This window comes from Actinokineospora spheciospongiae (assembly GCF_000564855.1).
Classification (GTDB): Bacteria; Actinomycetota; Actinomycetes; order Mycobacteriales; family Pseudonocardiaceae; genus Actinokineospora; species Actinokineospora spheciospongiae.
In genome coordinates this window covers 1-16,235 of sequence record NZ_AYXG01000188.1, presented here as the reverse complement: position 1 = coordinate 16,235, position 16,235 = coordinate 1, and the positions used below count along the sequence as shown (strand labels likewise).

Here is a 16,235-nt window from a genome sequence, read left to right as displayed (position 1 = left end):
GCCACCCCGAAACGTCAACCCCGACCGGCTCGCCCGTCCGCGACCAAGCGGTTGACCAGGCCGTTCGGCACGTCCTCCTCGGTGATCGCCAGGCACACGTGGTCCCGCCAGTCCCCGGCGACGTCGAGGTAGCGCCGGAACAGCCCCTCCTCGCGGAACCCGAGCTTCGACAGCACCCGCAGGCTCGCCCCGTTCTCCGGCCGCACGGTGGCCTCCAGCCGGTGCAGCCCGGAGAGCCGGAAGCAGTGGTCCACGGCCATCGCCACCGCCGCCGTGGCCACACCCCCGGACACCGCGGTGGACGCCACCCAGTAGCCCACCCACGCCGAGCACAGCGACCCGCGGACCACGTTGCCGACGGTGAGCTGACCGGCGAACTCCCCGTCGACGGTGATCACGAACGGCAGCGACATGCCGCGCCGGGCCAGCGAGCGCAGCGCCGACCACTGCGCGGGCCAGGCGAACTGGGCGTTGCGCTCGGCCCACGTCCCGGGCGCCGACGGCTCCCAGTTCTCCAGGTGCGCCCGGTCGCGGATGCGCGCCCGGCTCCACGCGGCGCCGTCGAGCAACCGCGGCCCGCGCAGTTCCACCACCCCGGCGGGCACCCGCAGCGGACCGAGCCGGGCGGGCCAGCCGGGGTGGCGGCCGAGCGCCTGCGGGCTAGCCACGCTGGGCGAGGAAGCTGACCTGGACCTCCTGGCCGACGGACACCTCGACGGTGTCCTCGTCGATCAGGATCAGGCAGTTGGCCTCGGCGAGCGAGGCGAGCAGGTGCGACCCGGACAGGCCCAGCGGCTGCACCAGGTACTCGCCGTTGGTCTCGTCGCGCAGCAGTTGCCCGCGCAGGAAGCCGCGCCGCGCCTTGGTCGAGGTCACCGGCGACAGCAGCCGGGCGCTGACCACCCGCCGGTGCGGGTTGCGCTTGCCCTGCGCGGCCCGGATCAGCGGCCGCACCATGACCTCGAACACGACCAGGGCGCTCATCGGGTTGCCCGGCAGCAGGAACGCCGGGATCGCGTCCGGCCCCAGCCGCCCGAAGCCCTGCTGCGAGCCGGGGTGCATGGCCACCCTGGTCAGGTCCACGTCGCCCAGCTCGGAGATGGCGGCGCGGACCTCCTCGGCCAGCTCGCCGCCGACCCCGCCGGAGATCACCAGGATCTCGGCCTGCGACAGCCTGCTCTCCACCACCTCGCGCAAGCGCTTGACGTCGCTGCTGACGATGCCGACCCGGCTCACCTCGGCGCCCGCGTCCCGGGCGGCGGCGGCCAGCGCGTAGGAGTTGACGTCGTAGACCTGCCCCTGCCCCGGGGTCCGGTCGACGTCGACCAGCTCGTCGCCGACCGAGATCACCGACACCCGGGGCCTCGGGTACACCAGCACCTTCGACTTGCCCACGGCGGCGAGCAGCCCCACCTGGGCGGAGCCGATGATCGAACCGCGGCGCACGGCCACGTCACCGGTCTGCACGTCCTCGCCGGTGCGCCGGACGTAGGCGGCCGAGGGCACGGGGGTGTGCACGGTGACCTTCGAGTGGTGCCCGTCGGTGAAGCCCAGCGGCAGCACCGCGTCGGCCAGGGTGGGCAGCGGCGCGCCGGTCGCCACCCGCACCGCCTGCCCCGGCTGGAGCCTGCGCGGCTGCCGGGAGCCGGAGGCGATCTCGCCCACGACCGGGAGCTGCACCGCGGCCTCGCCCGCGGGCTGGGTGTCGACGCTGCGGACGGCGTACCCGTCGACCGCGGCCTGGTCGAACCCGGGCAGCGAGCGCTCGGCCACGACCTCCTCGGCGCAGAGCAGCCCCTGCGCCTCGGAGATCGCCACCCGCACCGGCGCCGGGCGCACCGCGGCCGCCAGGGCCCTGGCGAGTTGCTCGTCGACTGACCTCATCCGCTACCCCGTACCCGTTCCGTCCCGATCCCCTACCGACCGCTGATCCGCGCGCTCAACCACTCGCGGAGGCTGGGCCCATACTCCGGATGGTCCAGTGCGAAGTCCACTGCGGCACGCAGGAAACCGCCAGGATTGCCCAGGTCATGCCGTCCGCCGCGGTGCACGACCACGTGCACGGGGTGCCCCTCGTCGATCAGCAGCGCGATGGCGTCGGTGAGCTGCAGCTCGCCACCGGCGCCCGGGGTGATCCGCCCGAGGGCGTCGAAGATCGCCCGGTCGAGCAGGTAGCGGCCCGCCGCGGCGAAGGTGGACGGGGCCTCGTCGGCGGGTGGCTTCTCCACCATGCCGTTGACCTTCTTGACGTCGTCCTCGCCGGTGTCCTCGACGTCGAACACGCCGTAGGCGGAGATCTGGGCCCTGGGGATGTCGAAGGCGCAGAGCACCGTCCCGCCCTTCTCCGCGCGCACCGCGGCCATCCGGGCCAGCACGCCGGTGGGCAGCACGAGGTCGTCGGGCAGCAGCACGGCGACGGCCTCGTCCTCGGGCCGCAGGTTGGGCTCGGCGCAGCCGACGGCATGGCCCAGGCCCAGCGCCTTGTCCTGGGTGGCGGTCTCGACGGCGAGCAGGCCGGGCGCGCGGCGGACCTTCTCCAGCAGCGCGTCCTTGCCCCGCTCGGCCAGGGTGGCTTCGAGTTCCGGCTGCGGGCGGAAGTAGTCGGCGACGGCTTCCTTGCCGGGTGAGGTGACGATGACCAGGCGGGTCGCCCCCGCTTCAGCCGCCTCGGCCGCGACGTACTCGATACCGGGGGTGTCCACGACCGGCAGCAGCTCCTTCGGAACCGCCTTGGTGGTGGGGAGGAACCGGGTGCCCAGACCCGCTGCGGGCACGATGGCGGTGGTGAATGCGGTGAACGCGCTCATGGACAGGCAGCCTAACCTCAGTGGCGTGGCCGGCACTGGGAGTGATCTCGAAGCTACACGCGCGTGGACGAAGGACCAGTGGCGACGCGCGCTGCTGGCGAACCGCCGCCGGGTGCCCGCCGCCACCCGCTTCGCCGAGGCCATGCAGCTCACGGCCCAGTTGACCAGCGGCCGGGTCGTGCGCGGGGGGCAGACGCTGTGCGCGTACGTGCCGATCGGGTCGGAGCCGGGGTCGGTGCAGATGCTCGACGAGGTGGCCGACGCGGGCGTGCGCATCCTGCTGCCGGTGGTCAACGGGCGCGGCCCGCTCGAGTGGGCCTGGTACGACGGGCGCGACGACCTGCGGCCCGGCCCGTACGGGCTGCGCGAGCCGATCGGGGAGCGGCTGGGTGAGACGGCGCTGCGGATCGCGGACGTGGTCCTGGTGCCCGCGCTGGCCGTCGACCGGCGAGGGACGCGCCTGGGCCGGGGTGCGGGCTTCTACGACCGGAGCCTGTCGATCGCGGCGGCGGACACCCCGCTGGTGGCCGTGGTGCGCGATGCGGAATTGTTCGACGTGCTGCCCGCCGAGGGCCACGACGTGACCATGACGGCCGTGCTGACGCCGGGGCGCGGGCTGCTCAGGTTGCGCTGATGTGACCTCGTGTCGGAATGTTTGCGTTCCCGGTCCGCGTTGTCGCAGAATCAAGTGTTAGCACTCTCGCCTGTTGAGTGCCAGTTTGGGAGGAAGGCCCCCGTGCCCACGTACCAGTACGCCTGTACGGTCTGCGAGCACCGCTTCGAGGCGGTGCAGTCGTTCTCGGACGCGTCGCTGACCGAGTGCCCCGAGTGCGGGCAGCGGCTGCGCAAGCTCTACAGCTCTGTCGGCGTGGTCTTCAAGGGCAGCGGCTTCTACCGCAACGACAGCCGCTCGTCGACGTCGTCCACCGCTCCCGCCGCGGACGCGTCCCCGGCCAAGTCGGAGTCGTCGACCAAGTCGGAGTCCTCCGGCAAGTCGGAGTCGTCGGCGAAGTCGGAGTCCTCGGGGTCCGGCTCGGCGAAGTCCCCGACACCGGCCGCGTCGGCATCGTCGGCCTCGTCGTCGGGCACGGCCAAGGCCTCCTGACCCCGGACCCACCCCGGGTTGTCCACATGGGTCGAATCCATCCACAGGTCCGCCCCGTGCCTTCCGCGCGCCCCACCGCCTCCCTAACGTCGATGTCACCACCGACACGACCAGGGAGCACCCGATGCCCGCGAGCAACCCGACGCTGATCCGCCTGCGCGCCCTCCGCGCCACCCTGCCCAGGGCCCTCGCCCTGCGCCGGGTGGTCGCGGGGGTGCTGCTGCTCGCCGCGGCCGCGACCACGCTGTGGCACCCCGCGGCGGAACCGGCCTCGACACCGGTGCTGGTCGCGGCGAAACCCCTGTCCGCGGCCACCGCGCTGACCCCGACCGACGTGCGGGTCGTCCGCGCCCCGCCGGACCTGCTGCCCGCCGGTGCTCTGACCGACCCGGCGGAGGCCGCGGGCCGCCTCCTCGCGGGCCCCGCCGCCGAGGGCGAACCCATCACCCGCGTCCGGCTGGTGGGCGCGGAGAACACCGCCCTCGCGGTCGGCCCCGGCGCCGCCGCGGTCCCGCTGCGCCCGGCCGACCCGACGGTGTCGTCGTTGCTGCGCCCCGGATCGAGGGTGGACGTGGTGGCAGCCGCCGAGCCCGGCGACCCGCCGGAGGTCTTGGCGGAGAACGCGACCGTCCTCACCGTCCGCGCCCTGGCCGGAGGCGGGCCGAACGCGCCGCCGCTGCTCCTGCTGGCCCTTCCCGAGCGGGCCGCGCACGACGTCGCGGCCGCTTCGCTGCGCGGCGAGGTGACGGTTACCCTCCGATAGTCCGCACCCACCCGCAACCGCGAGATCGGAGCAAGGCGTGCTCAAGGGCTTCAAGGACTTCCTGATGCGCGGCAACGTCATCGAGCTGTCCGTCGCCGTCATCATCGGTGCCGCGTTCACCTCGGTCGTCACCTCGTTCACCGACGGCGTCATGAAGCCGCTGATCAACTCCGTCGGCGGCACCAGCATGGCCGAGGGCCTGGGCTTCCGGATCTTCACCGGGAACGAGAAGAGCTACGTCGACATCGCCCTGGTCATCAACTCGGTGATCAACTTCCTGATCGTCGCGGCCGTCGTCTACTTCGTGATCGTGCTGCCGATCAAGAAGATCCAGGACCGCCGCAAGCGCGGCGAGGAGCCCGGCCCCGCCCGGCCCACGGACGTCGAACTCCTCATCGAGATCCGCGACCTGCTCCGCCAGCAGAACAGCCCCGCCGCCGCACCCGCCCCCAAGCCCGACACCCTCTGATCCCCGTGCCCACCCCGCCCCCGACGCCACCGCGCCCCGCCCGGGACCCCGATCCGAAACCCCGGCGCCCCACCCTGGACGAGATCTTCGGCGACGTCCTCCCCGACACCACGAAGGACGAAAGGGACCCGACCCCCGCGAAAACCGCAGACGACTGGTACGAACAAAACCGCCCCCCACACCACGGCGGCTGAGCACCACCGCCAAACCGACTCCCCCACCCGCGACGCCGAACCGGTCGTTTCCGCAGACGGGCAACGATCGGGCGGGGGCCCCGGAACCACGAGTGGGCCTGACCCCCGAAGTGGTCAGGCCCGCCCCTGGGAGATCACAGTCCCGAAAGCTCACCGATGACGTAGGGGACCAACGAGGACAGAGTCGCCATCCCGTCCCGAACCGCACTCCGGGACCCCGCCAGGTTGACCACCAGGGTGCTCCCGGAAACGCCCACCAACCCCCGGGAGATCCCGGCGTCGACCGCGCCCGCGGCCAGCCCGGAGGACCGCAGCGCCTCGGCGATCCCCGGGATGGGCCGGTCCAGGACCCCCTGCGTCGCGTCGGGGGTGACGTCCCTGGGCGACACCCCGGTCCCGCCCACGGTGACGACCAGGTCGGCCCCGCCGATCACCGCGGTGTTGAGCGCGTTGCGGATGGCGACGGTCTCCCCCTCGACCGGCACCACGCCGTCGACGATGAAACCCGCCTCCTCCAGCAGCTCGGTCACCAGCGGACCGACGGTGTCCTCGTGTTCCTTGTGCGCCACCCGGTCGTCCACGATCACGACGAGTGCCCGACCGAGCCGCTGCGCGCTGCGTTCCATACCGCCAACCGTAGCCGTCCGGGCCCACCCGCGGGCCGGGAGGTGAGCGGTGTCCGACCCCCGATCTGACCATTCGGTGACGAGGCCGCCGCGCACCGGGCGAACCGCTCCGACGCCCCCTAGCGTCTGGCCCATGCGCGTACTGATCACCGGAGGAGCGGGCTTCGTCGGCTCCCACGTGGCCGACCTCATGGCCACCCGAGGCCACGAGGTCACCCTCCTCGACAACCTGCTCCCCCAGGCCCACGGCTCCACCGAACCACCCCCCTGGACCGCCCCCCACGAACTGGTCCTGGGCGACGTCCGCGACGCCGACCTCCTCACCGACCTGGTCTCCCGCACCGACCTCGTCTGCCACCAGGCGGCGGTGGTCGGCCACGGCCTGGACCCCTCCGACGCCCCCCACTACGCCAGCCACAACGACTACGGCACCGCGGTCCTCCTGGCGGCGATGCACCGCACCGGCCGTCAACGCCTCGTCCTGGCCTCCTCCATGGTCGTCTACGGCGAAGGCCGCTACTCCTGCCCCACCCACGGCGTCGTCCGCCCAGGCCCCCGCCGCCAGGAATCCATTGACGCGGGCGACTACGAACCCCCCTGCCCCACCTGCGGAGCCCCCCTCGAGTCCCTCCTGGTCCCCGAGGACGCCCCGATCAACCCCCAGAGCACCTACGCCGCCACCAAGGCCGCCCAGGAATACCTGGCATCCGCGTGGGCCCGCCAAACCGGCGGCCACGTCTGGGCCCTCCGCTACCACAACATCTACGGCCCCCGGATGCCCCGAGACACCCCCTACGCAGGCGTGGCTTCCCTCTTCCGCTCAGCCCTGGAACGCGGCGAAGCCCCCACCGTCCTGGAAGACGGCAACCAACGCCGAGACTTCATCCACGTCACCGACGTAGCCCTAGCCAACGCCTTGGCCTGCGAAAAAGAAGGCCAACCCCACACCCTCACCCCCCTCAACATCTGCTCCGGCACCCCCCACACCGTCGGCGAAATGGCCCAAGAACTGGCAAAAGCCTGCAACGGCCCCACCCCCAAAACCCTCGGCGGCGCCCGCCCCGCCGACGTCCGCCACGTCGTAGCCGACCCCCAAGCCGCCAAAACCCTCCTCGGCTTCCACGCCCAGGTCCCCTTCAACACCGGCATGAAGGACTTCGCCACCGCCCCCCTCCGAGCCCCCGTCAACCCCTGACCCCCGCACCCGCACGCCCACGCCCCTCCACCCGCGCCCAACCACCCTCCACGGCCACACGGCACCGGGTGCCACCCGCCCAACTCCAATCAAGCACCACGCCCAGCGACCACCCGTTCGGCACCGACGGCACACCGAGGCCAGCAGCCGGTGCCGGACGCAAGGGTCAAACTCGCCCAAGGCAACGGATCACAACAACCGACGCGGCGGGGATTTACCTCGGTGCGCGGCCACTTCGACGCACCGACGGACCAATGCACGGCCGCTACAGCGCGCGTCCGGACAAGTGCTCCGGCAGGGCCGCCACACGACCGGCGCGGTGCATGGCCAGGCCGGCCAGGCCAGATCGGGCCGGACCAGGCCAGATCGGGCCAGACCGGGTCGGGTCCGCCGGGCAGGGTCGGGTCCGCCGGGTGGGGTTGAGCCGGGTGGGGTGAGTGGGTCAGGCAGCCGGAGGCAGACGGGCCGAGCCGGGCGGGCCAAGCGGGAGCGGAGCAGGGCGGGCCGAGCCGGGCGGGCGGGCCAAACCGGGCCAAGCCGGCCAGGCCAGGCCGGGCTGGTCTGGCCGGGCTGGCCGGGCTGGCCGGGCCAGGCTGGTCGAGCCAGGCCGGTCGAGCCAGGCCGGGCTGGCTGGGCCGAGGTGGCCGAGCCGAGCTGGTTGGCCCAGGTCGAAGCGGGTCAGCGTGGGCTGGGTCAGCCCGGAGCGGGGTGGGTTGGGGCGGTGTGCGGCTGGGCCAGTCGGGCTGGCGCGACAGGTGGCCGGCCCGGTGCGGCGTAGCTGGCGCGATGCAGCCAGGGTTGCCAGCGCCATGCCGCGCGGCTTGCGCCATGCCGCGCGGCTTGCGCCATGCCGCGCGGCTTGCGCCATGCCGCGCGGCTTGCGCCATGCCGCGCGGCTTGCGCGATGTCGTACGGCTTGCGCGATGCCGCGCGGCTTGGCCCGGTGCCGTGTGATCGGCTGTTGCGGGCCAGCCGGACCGGGGAGCTGAGCCGGGCCGTCAAGACCGGTGTTGCGCGGCGGCCGCAGCGTGGGTGGTGTGGCGACTGCGGTGCGGCCGATGTGTTGGCCCGGTCCGGGAAGGTGCGGTCTCAGTGGTGCGCGCATGTCGGCGGCTGGCGGATGCGCAGGCGGTTGGGCAGGGGCGGCGGGTTCGTGTGGGCGGCGGGTGGGGTGGTGATGGAGGGGGCGGGTGGGGGTGTTGGACGGGTGCCAACATGCCCACTGCCTCCCCGCCGTTCCGAATTCCTAGGCTACCAAGGAGGTCTGACAGTTCCGGGGTTTGTGCGTGGGGTTGTCCACAGGCGGTGGGGTTGTCCACAGGCGAGGGTGGGTGGTTGACAGGAGGTGTGGGACGGGAGCAAAGGGCGGGGGCATGGGGTCAGGCGGTGGCCAGGGGGAGGTGGACTTCGAAGCGGCAGCCTCGGTCGTGGTTGCGGGCGGCGATTCGGCCGTGGTGGGCTTCCACCAAGCCTTTGGCTATGGCCAGGCCCAGGCCTCCGCCTGCTTCGGCGCCGGGGGTTCGGGCGGCGCTGCCTCGGAAGGCGACGTCGAAGACTCGGGGGAGTTCGGTTTCCGGGATGCCGCCGCAGCTGTCCTGCACTGACAGGAGGGCTTCCTGGCCCACTACGCCGATTTCCACTGCCACCGTTCCGTCCGGTGGGGTGTGGCGGATGGCGTTGGCGACGAGGTTTCGGACGACTCGGGCGAGTTCCGGGTCTGAGCCGAGGACCACCGGGACGGCCTCGGCGGCTGCGGAGACGCGGACGCGTTTGCGGGAGGCGACCGGTTGTTGGGTGGCGAGGGCGTCCGAGACGATTTCCTGGAGGGGGACCGCCGCCATCGTGAGGTGGAGTGCTCCCGCGGTGATGCGGGACAGTTCGAACAGGTCGTCCACCATGGACGAGAGCCTGCGGGATTCGATGGATATCTGGTTCGCGTAGCCGGTGACCTCGACCGGGTCGTGGACCACGCCGTCGGCCAGGGCTTCTGCCATGGCTCGGATGCCCGCGAGGGGGGTGCGGAGGTCGTGGCTGATCCAGGCGACGAGTTCGCGGCGGGAGGCTTCCGCCGCTCTTTCGCGTTCGCGGGCTTCGCGTTCCCAGACGGTGCGGCGGGCGACGCGGCGGCCGAGGACGACTGCCACCGGGACCGTGACGACGGTGACCAGGAGGCAGACCAGCAGCAAGGTGGTGAGCGTGGTGGTGAACATGATCCCGGTGACGCCGAGGACGCCTGCTATGAGGCCCGCGACGGGGACGAGCACCAGCACGGTCACGGTGGTGGTGAGGGAGCCGTTGCGGACCAGGTGGAGCAGGACCGCGCCCACCAGCACGACCGGGAGGACCAGGGCCAGGGCGACCGGGAGGATGTGCAGGAGGTGGGCGAGGATCTGGCTGAACGGCTCGGTGGGTTCGACCATCACGGGGTCCTGTCGTAGCGGTAGCCGACGCCCCAGACCGTGGTGATGCGGGTGGGTTTGGCGGGGGTCTTCTCGATCTTCTCGCGCAGTCGTCGCACGTGGACGGTGACGGTGGACTGGTCGCCGAAGTCCCAGCCCCAGACGCGTTCGAGGAGGTGTTCGCGGGTGAAGGCCTCGCCGGGGTGGGTGAGGAAGAACTCGAGCAGGTCGAACTCGCGGGTGGTGAGCGGCAGTTCCGCCCCGGCGCGGGTGGCCTTGCGCGCCACCGCGTCGAGGCGGAGGTCGCCGTCGGTGAGGGAAGGGGTGAGTGGGGCGGGGCGGGTGTGGGCGCGGCGCAGGACGGAGCCGACGCGGAGGGTGAGTTCGCGGGGGCTGAACGGCTTGGTGACGTAGTCGTCGGCGCCGAGTTGCAGGCCCGCGATGCGGTTCTCCTCCTCGCCGAGTGCGGTGAGCATGATGACGGGGATGGCGCCGCGCTGCCGCAGCCGCCTGCACACCTCCAGGCCGTCGATGCCGGGCAGCATGAGGTCGAGGACGACGAGGTCCGGTGGGTCCTCGGCGACCCGGCGCAGGGCGTCCTCGCCGTTCTCGGCGAGGGTCACCCGGTGTCCGGCGCGTTCGAGGTAGCGGCGCACCACGTCGGCGACGGTCACGTCGTCGTCGACGACCAGCACCCGGGTCGGCAGGTCCATCGGTCCCTCACCAGTTCGTCAGGAGGATGTGGTTGACCGCGAGGGCGAGCGCCGCCTGGGCGCCGAGCCACCAGCGGTGCGTGCGGGCGGGCAGGAGCGCGCAGGCGGCCACGACCCACACCGCGAACGGCAGCCAGATCCGTTCGACCTCGGACTTCGACAGCCCGGACAGGGTGGCGGCCAGCACGGCGATCACCCCGGCGCGGGCCATGGCCACGGCGGGCGGTGGCCAGCGGGTCAGGAAGCCGGACCCGGCGGCGCGGCGCAGTCCGGCGGCGGTGGCCGGGCCGAGGACGAACACCAGGCTGGCCAGGTCGGCCCACACCCAGTACCAGTAGGGCCGGTCGTTGGCGATGCCCTGGTAGTAGCGCTCGACGACCAGGTGGTAGCCGTCGACCCACCAGAACCCGACCAGGAGGAAGACCAGGGCGACGGCGAGGGCTCCCGGGACCGCCCAGGCCAGCGCCTTCCAACTGCGGGCCGCCAGCACCGCGGCCAGGGCGATGACGCCCATGAGCATGAGCCCGTAGGACAGGAAGACCCCGTACCCGAGGAGCACGCCGCCTGCCAGACACGCCCACCAGCGGCTGCGCGTGGCGCCGTGGGCGAGCAGGGCGACCCCGGTGGCGGTGACCCCGGCGAACAGCGCGTCGGCGGAGACGCCCATCCACACCGCGCCGGGGAACAGCGCCACGAACGGGAGGGCGGCGCGGGCCTGCTCCTCGCTGCCGAGGGCGGCGAGGGTGGCGGGCACGGCGACGGCGACGAGGGCGCCGACCAGGACGCAGAGGACCGCGGCCCAGGCGCCGCCGCCGAGGCCGATCCGGTCGAGCCAGACGAACAGCAGGGTGATGCCCGGGGGGTGGCCCGCGACGTGGGTGATCCACGAGTCGGGTTGGAAGTCGAGGATGCGCCGGGCGAAGGTGTCCAGCATGGTCGGTATGTCGGTGATGCCGGGAACGGCGGCGAGGTACTCGTCCTGCGAGGTGAGCTGGTTGGCGATCCCGCGCGTCCACCCGTCGACCAGGGCCAGGGAGAACGTCCAGGCGACGGCGAGCAGGTACCCGGCGCCGAGGGCGGCCCGCCAGCCGAGCCGGGTGGCCAGCGCCGGCGCCCAGGTGACCGCGGCGACGGCGACGACCAGGGCGAGTGGGGTGCCGATGCCCACGTGCGGCAGCCACTGGGCGAGCACCGGCCACTCGCCGAAGGTGTCCGGGGCGCCGGGGAAGTGCTTGGTGCCGAACAGGCGCACGCCGAAGCCGAAGCCGACCGCGATGGCCGCGGCGACGAGGGCGGCCGCGCCGAGGGCGGCGAGGACGTCCGCGCGCGCGCCGGGAACGCGAGTCCGGTTCGGGGATTGCACTGCCATGTCCGGGAACCTACCGCGTGGGTCCGACGATCCGGGGACGCGCAGCGGATTCGGCTCAATCGTCAGAAGTCCGTAAGAAGGGTGAACACAATCTTGTTCTTCCCCCGCACAGCGGCTTTCGAGTGTCCGGCGGGGAGCGGTCGCCCTACCGTTGCGGCATGGATGTGCGAGAAGTGGACGTCGTGCTGCCGTGCCTGGACGAGGCCGCGGCGCTGCCCGGGGTCTTGGCGGCGCTGCCCGAGGGGTACCGCGCGATCGTGGTGGACAACGGTTCGACGGACGGTTCGCCGGAGGTCGCGGCGGCCCACGGGGCGAAGGTGGTGCACGAGCCGCGCAAGGGGTACGGCGCCGCCGTGCACACGGGCCTGGAGCACTCGACCGCGGACGTCGTGTGCTTCCTGGACGCCGACGGTTCGCTGGACCCGGGTGAGCTGCCGAAGCTGGTGGCCGCGGTGGCGCGGGGCCAGGCGCGGTTGGCGGTGGGCAAGCGGGTGCCGGTGGGCCGGGGTGCGTGGCCGTGGCACGCGCGGGCCGGGAACGCGGTCCTGGCGGCGTTGTTGCGCAGGCGCGGGCTCCCGGTCACCGACATCGCGCCCGCCCGGGCGGTGCGCAGGCAGGACCTGCTGGAACTCGGTGTCGAGGACCGCGCTTTCGGCTATCCCCTCGAGCTGCTGATCCGGGCGGCGGAGGCGCGGTGGTCGGTGTGGGAGACGGCGGTGGCCTACCGGCCGCGGACGGCGGGGACGAAGTCGAAGGTGTCCGGTTCGGTGCGCGGCACGGCCCGCGCGATCCGGGACATGGCGGGGGTGCTGCGGTGACGTGCCTGTTGGTGGTGGCGAAGGCCCCGGTCGCCGGGTTGGCGAAGACCCGGCTGTCCCCGCCCGCGACCCCGGTGGAGGCCGCTGAGATCGCCGCGGCGTCGCTGTTGGACACGTTGGACGCGGTGTTCGCCACGCGCGGGGTGGTGCCGGTGGTGGCGCTGACCGGTGACCTGTCGGCGGCGCGGCGGTCGGCGGAGCTGGCCGGGGCGTTGGCCCGGTGCACGGTGTTCGCCCAGCGCGGGGAGGGTTTCGCGGAGCGTTTGGCGACCGCGCACGCGGACGTGGCCGAGCGCTTCCCCGGTCGGCCGGTGTTCCAGGTCGGGATGGACACCCCGCAGGTCGACCCGGAGCTGCTCGGGTCGGCGGCGGCGGCGCTGGAGTCGGGCGCGGAGGGGTTGCTCGGCCGCGCGTTCGACGGGGGCTGGTGGGGGCTGGGGTTGCGCGACCCGTTGCTGGCGGGGGTGTTGCGGTCGGTGCCGATGTCGCGCGCGGACACGGCGGACCGCACGGCGGCGGCGCTGGCCGGGGTGGGGGTGCGGCTGCGCGAGCTGCCTGTGTTGTCCGATGTGGACACCATGGACGACGCGCTGCGGGTCGCCGCGGAGTGCCCGTCCGGTCGGTTCGCGCCCGCGGTCGAGGGCTTGGCGGTCAGGTGACCGCGGGGATCTTCGACGCCGGGTTGCGCGGCGAGCGGTGTTGGTTGGAGACCGCGGCGGGCGGGCGGATCGCCCTGGCGGTGGACCGCTGGGCGGCACCCCCCGGTGTGGGTGACGCGTCGCTGCTCGACCCGTGCGCGGGGCCGACGCTGGACGTGGGCTGCGGGCCGGGTCGGCTCACCGCCGCGCTGGTGGCGCGCGGGGTGGTGGCGCTGGGGGTGGACACCTCCCCGACCGCGGTGGCCCTGACCAGGCGGCGGGGTGCGTCGGCGCTGTGCCGCGACGTCTACGACCGCCTGCCCGGTGAGGGCCGCTGGCAGCACGTGCTGCTGGCCGACGGCAACGTCGGCATCGGCGGCGACCCGGTGCGGCTGCTGGGTCGCGCCAGGGAGTTGTTGTGCGCCAAGGGTTCGGCCGTGGTCGAGGTCGAGCCGCCGGGCAGCGGCATCGGCCGCGGCCGGGCCAGGCTCGCCGTCGCCGCGGGCGCGGGCCCCTGGTTCGACTGGGGTTGGCTGGCGGCGGACGCGGTGCCGGGGGCCGCGGCGGAGGCCGGGCTGGCGGTGCGGTGGGTCCGCGAGCACGTGGGCCGCTGGTTCACCGAGTTGGTGCCCCGGTGACCCGCTTCGCCTCCCCCGCGCACGACGAACGCGTCACCTCCCGCGTCGGCCGCTGGCTGGGGATCGCGTTCGCGGTCTGCTTCCTGACCGGTCTGCTCAGCCACGGAATCCAACACCCGCCGTCGTGGTTCACCTGGCCGAGTTCACCCGTGTGGCTGTACCGGGTCACACAGGGCCTGCACGTCATCAGCGGGATCGCGGCGATTCCGCTGTTGTTGGCCAAACTGTGGAGCGTCTACCCGAAGCTGTTCGAGCGCCCCCTTGTCCGTTCGGCGCTGCACGCGCTGGAGCGCGGGTCGATCCTGGTGCTGTCCGGTGCGGCGTTCTTCGAACTGATCACCGGGCTGTTCAACGTCGCCCAGAACTACCTGTGGGGCTTCTACTTCCCCACCGCGCACTACGCCGTCGCGTGGATCGCGATTGGGTCCATCCTCGTGCACGTCGCGGTGAAGCTCCCGGTCATCCGCCGCGCCCTGGCCCCGCCGGGGGTCGACGCCGACCGCCGCCGGTTCCTGCGCACGACCTGGCTGGCCACCGGCGTCGCCGTGGTCGCCACCGCGGGCGCCACGGTGCCGCTGCTGCGCCGGGTGTCGGTCCTGGCCTGGCGTTCCACAGTGGACCTCCCGGTGAACCGCACCGCCGCCGCGGCCGCCATCGAGGTCCCCGCCGACTGGCACCTGGAAGTGGTGGACGGCGAGGACGTCCACCGCTTCACCCTGGACCAGCTCAACGCCCTCCCCCAGGCCACGGAGGAACTGCCGATCGCCTGCGTCGAGGGCTGGAGCGCCTCGGCGGTGTGGGGCGGGGTCCGCGTCGCGGAACTCCTGCGGCAGTGCGGGATCGCCCCCGGGGTCGACGTGCGCGTGTCCTCCCTGGAGAAGGGCGGCCTGTACTCCACCAGCACCCTCCCCGGCACCCACACCGGCGACCGCCGCACCCTCCTGGCACTCCGCGTCGCCGACCAACCGCTCACCCCCGACCACGGCTACCCCTGTCGGGTGATCGCCCCCACCCGCCCGGGCGTCCTGCAAACCAAGTGGGTCACCCGCCTGGAGGTCCTGTGAGAGCCGCCCTGTTCACCCTGGGCCTGGCCGCCCTCGCCTGGGGCGGCTACCTCGCCTGGGACTTCGCCCACGCCTCCTTCCGCGACGCCTGGCAGGGCGCCGCGTTCTTTATCGGCGGCCCCCTGGTCCACGACGCCGTGGTCGCCCCCGTCGTCGGCGGAGCGGCCTACCTGCTGACCCGCCTCCTCCCCCCGACCTGGCACGCGCCGGTGAAGGCGGCCGCCACGTGCACGGCGCTCCTGGCGATCCTGGCGGTGCCCCTGATCTGGCACCCGTTCGGCGTGCCGACCAACCCCGGGCTGCACGACCGCGACCACTGGGCGGGCCTGGGGATCGCGGTGGCCGCGGTGTGGGTGGCGGCGGCGGCCGCTGGGCTGGTCAACGGGTGGCGCCGTTCTGAGCAGCCCCCGAATCAATCCAAGCAGGGGGCACCGACAGAAATGGAGGCGTGAGGCGGGTTGTCCACAGGCAGCGGCGGTCCACTTGGAATTGTCGGACCGTCCTGGTTGGATTGATTCGGGGGCTGCTCTGGGCGGGGTGTGGACAAGCTGGCTTGGGCGATCGGGATTGTCGGGCTGTTGGGGTTGACTTGGGACCAAGCTGTCGGAGGGTGGAGGGGACATGGATCGGGGTGGTTGGGCGGACCGGGTGATTGTGGAGCAGGCGGGGCGAACGCGCGGGCGTGGGAAAGGCGAAGCGGAGGGTGTGGGCAACGGGTGAGTGGACTGGATGGAGGGCGGGGAAGGCGGTGGGGCGGATGAGCTGGGGGGTTGGCAGGTGCCTGAGGGTGGGCGGAGACCCTGAAGGTGGGCAGGGTCCGAAGCGGGCGGGGGCGCCGAGAGTGGGTGCGTGCGCGGTGGGCAGGTGCCGGGGTGGATCACGTGCCGCCTGAGTGGTCCGCTTGTTCGATGGGCGGGTCGGCCTGCGGATCTGGTCGGTCGCCGGGTGGGCTGGAGGTGGGGGTTGGCAAGTGCGCCGGATCGGCTGGGGTTGTGCGGCGGAGTGATCGTCCGGGATGGGTTGTGCGAATCGCCTGCTCGGGAGGTCAGGCTGCCGGGCGGGTTGGGCGGGCGTAGCAGCCGAGCTGGGCGGACTGGGCTGCCGGGCGGGGCAGGCGAACGGGCAGCCGGGCCGGGTGGACAACTGGTAGGCGGGCGGCAGCCAGGACAGGGCGGGTCCGGCCCGGGCCAGACTGGGCGGGTCGAGCGGCCAAGCCAGACAGCCGGGAGGGCGGAGTAGCTGAGCTGGGGCAGGTGGGCCGAGCCGGGCGGAGCGCGGCGGGCGGGCCAGCAGGGGGCAAGGCAGGGCTGGTCAGCGGGCGGGGCAGGCCAGGGGGAGCAGGGCGGGCCAAGCAGACCGGGCAGGGCAGGCCGGGCCGGGCAAAGTCGAGCCGGGTGGGGTGAGCGGGCCGAGCCGAGCGGGCGGGCCGAGCCGAGC

At 73.3% G+C, this 16,235-nt stretch carries 17 protein-coding genes; 10 read left to right on the top strand and 7 right to left on the bottom strand.

Annotation, left to right across the window (positions count from 1 at the left end; genetic code table 11):
- Nucleotides 1–14 precede the first annotated feature (14 nt).
- The 3 genes from UO65_RS24510 to UO65_RS24500 are packed head-to-tail and all read right to left on the bottom strand — an operon-like array spanning nucleotide 15 to nucleotide 2,807.
- Nucleotides 15–668, bottom strand: coding sequence for a GNAT family N-acetyltransferase (locus tag UO65_RS24510; protein ID WP_035286741.1), 654 nt, complete (start codon nucleotides 666–668; stop codon nucleotides 15–17).
- Nucleotides 661–1,884, bottom strand: coding sequence for a molybdotransferase-like divisome protein Glp (gene glp, locus UO65_RS24505; protein ID WP_035286739.1), 1,224 nt, complete (start codon nucleotides 1,882–1,884; stop codon nucleotides 661–663). The genes UO65_RS24510 and glp overlap by 8 nt, the downstream gene beginning before the upstream one ends.
- A gap of 32 nt (nucleotides 1,885–1,916) precedes the next feature.
- Complete coding sequence (locus UO65_RS24500) at nucleotides 1,917–2,807, bottom strand: UTP--glucose-1-phosphate uridylyltransferase (RefSeq protein WP_035286736.1); 891 nt, start codon at nucleotides 2,805–2,807, stop codon at nucleotides 1,917–1,919.
- Nucleotides 2,808–2,832: 25 nt separating this feature from the next.
- On the opposite strand from UO65_RS24500, the gene UO65_RS24495 reads away from it, so the two are divergent.
- The 4 genes from UO65_RS24495 to mscL all read left to right on the top strand — a co-directional run bounded on the left by UO65_RS24495 (nucleotide 2,833) and on the right by mscL (nucleotide 5,144).
- Complete coding sequence (locus UO65_RS24495) at nucleotides 2,833–3,441, top strand: 5-formyltetrahydrofolate cyclo-ligase (RefSeq protein ID WP_052021729.1); 609 nt, start codon at nucleotides 2,833–2,835, stop codon at nucleotides 3,439–3,441.
- A 102-nt stretch (nucleotides 3,442–3,543) separates the two neighbouring features.
- The gene (locus tag UO65_RS34935) at nucleotides 3,544–3,912 is read left to right on the top strand and encodes an FmdB family zinc ribbon protein (RefSeq protein ID WP_084176230.1); all 369 of its coding nucleotides are present in this window, start codon (nucleotides 3,544–3,546) and stop codon (nucleotides 3,910–3,912) included.
- Nucleotides 3,913–4,036: 124 nt separating this feature from the next.
- Entirely contained in the window at nucleotides 4,037–4,675 is a 639-nt protein-coding gene (locus tag UO65_RS24485; protein WP_035286732.1) for an SAF domain-containing protein, read from the top strand.
- A gap of 37 nt (nucleotides 4,676–4,712) precedes the next feature.
- A complete protein-coding gene (mscL, locus tag UO65_RS24480) occupies nucleotides 4,713–5,144 on the top strand; it encodes a large-conductance mechanosensitive channel protein MscL (protein WP_035286730.1) in 432 nt (143 codons plus the stop codon).
- A 328-nt stretch (nucleotides 5,145–5,472) separates the two neighbouring features.
- Here the strand turns inward: mscL and UO65_RS24475 are convergent, their stop codons facing one another.
- Nucleotides 5,473–5,964, bottom strand: coding sequence for a MogA/MoaB family molybdenum cofactor biosynthesis protein (locus tag UO65_RS24475; RefSeq protein ID WP_035286728.1), 492 nt, complete (start codon nucleotides 5,962–5,964; stop codon nucleotides 5,473–5,475).
- A gap of 133 nt (nucleotides 5,965–6,097) precedes the next feature.
- Here UO65_RS24475 and UO65_RS24470 point away from each other — a divergent pair, with 133 nt between their 5' ends.
- Nucleotides 6,098–7,159 carry an NAD-dependent epimerase/dehydratase family protein gene (locus tag UO65_RS24470; protein WP_035286725.1) on the top strand — a complete coding sequence of 354 codons (1,062 nt, stop codon included), beginning with the start codon at nucleotides 6,098–6,100 and terminating at the stop codon, nucleotides 7,157–7,159.
- A gap of 1,379 nt (nucleotides 7,160–8,538) precedes the next feature.
- Here the strand turns inward: UO65_RS24470 and UO65_RS24465 are convergent.
- From UO65_RS24465 to UO65_RS24455, 3 genes are read right to left on the bottom strand one after another with little or no spacing between them, the layout of a single operon-like run.
- The gene (locus tag UO65_RS24465; protein ID WP_035286723.1) at nucleotides 8,539–9,579 is read right to left on the bottom strand and encodes a sensor histidine kinase; all 1,041 of its coding nucleotides are present in this window, start codon (nucleotides 9,577–9,579) and stop codon (nucleotides 8,539–8,541) included.
- Nucleotides 9,579–10,271, bottom strand: a complete 693-nt coding sequence (locus UO65_RS24460) for a response regulator transcription factor (RefSeq protein WP_035286721.1) — start codon at nucleotides 10,269–10,271, stop codon at nucleotides 9,579–9,581. Before UO65_RS24460 ends, UO65_RS24465 begins: the two co-directional genes overlap by 1 nt.
- 7 nt (nucleotides 10,272–10,278) lie before the next feature.
- Nucleotides 10,279–11,640: a hypothetical protein gene (locus UO65_RS24455; RefSeq protein ID WP_035286719.1), complete on the bottom strand. Its 1,362-nt coding sequence runs from the start codon at nucleotides 11,638–11,640 to the stop codon at nucleotides 10,279–10,281.
- 158 nt (nucleotides 11,641–11,798) lie between these two features.
- Here UO65_RS24455 and UO65_RS24450 point away from each other — a divergent pair, with 158 nt between their 5' ends.
- Genes UO65_RS24450 through UO65_RS24430 form a run of 5 tightly spaced genes read left to right on the top strand, consistent with a single transcriptional unit; the run spans nucleotide 11,799 to nucleotide 15,250 of the window.
- Entirely contained in the window at nucleotides 11,799–12,458 is a 660-nt protein-coding gene (locus tag UO65_RS24450) for a glycosyltransferase family 2 protein (protein ID WP_035286717.1), read from the top strand.
- Complete coding sequence (locus tag UO65_RS24445; protein ID WP_035286715.1) at nucleotides 12,455–13,117, top strand: TIGR04282 family arsenosugar biosynthesis glycosyltransferase; 663 nt, start codon at nucleotides 12,455–12,457, stop codon at nucleotides 13,115–13,117. The genes UO65_RS24450 and UO65_RS24445 overlap by 4 nt, the downstream gene beginning before the upstream one ends.
- Nucleotides 13,114–13,734: a methyltransferase domain-containing protein gene (locus tag UO65_RS24440; RefSeq protein ID WP_035286713.1), complete on the top strand. Its 621-nt coding sequence runs from the start codon at nucleotides 13,114–13,116 to the stop codon at nucleotides 13,732–13,734. Before UO65_RS24445 ends, UO65_RS24440 begins: the two co-directional genes overlap by 4 nt.
- Nucleotides 13,731–14,798, top strand: a complete 1,068-nt coding sequence (locus tag UO65_RS24435) for a molybdopterin-dependent oxidoreductase (RefSeq protein WP_035286711.1) — start codon at nucleotides 13,731–13,733, stop codon at nucleotides 14,796–14,798. Before UO65_RS24440 ends, UO65_RS24435 begins: the two co-directional genes overlap by 4 nt.
- Nucleotides 14,795–15,250, top strand: coding sequence for a hypothetical protein (locus UO65_RS24430; RefSeq protein WP_052021728.1), 456 nt, complete (start codon nucleotides 14,795–14,797; stop codon nucleotides 15,248–15,250). The genes UO65_RS24435 and UO65_RS24430 overlap by 4 nt, the downstream gene beginning before the upstream one ends.
- Nucleotides 15,251–16,235: the final 985 nt, after the last annotated feature.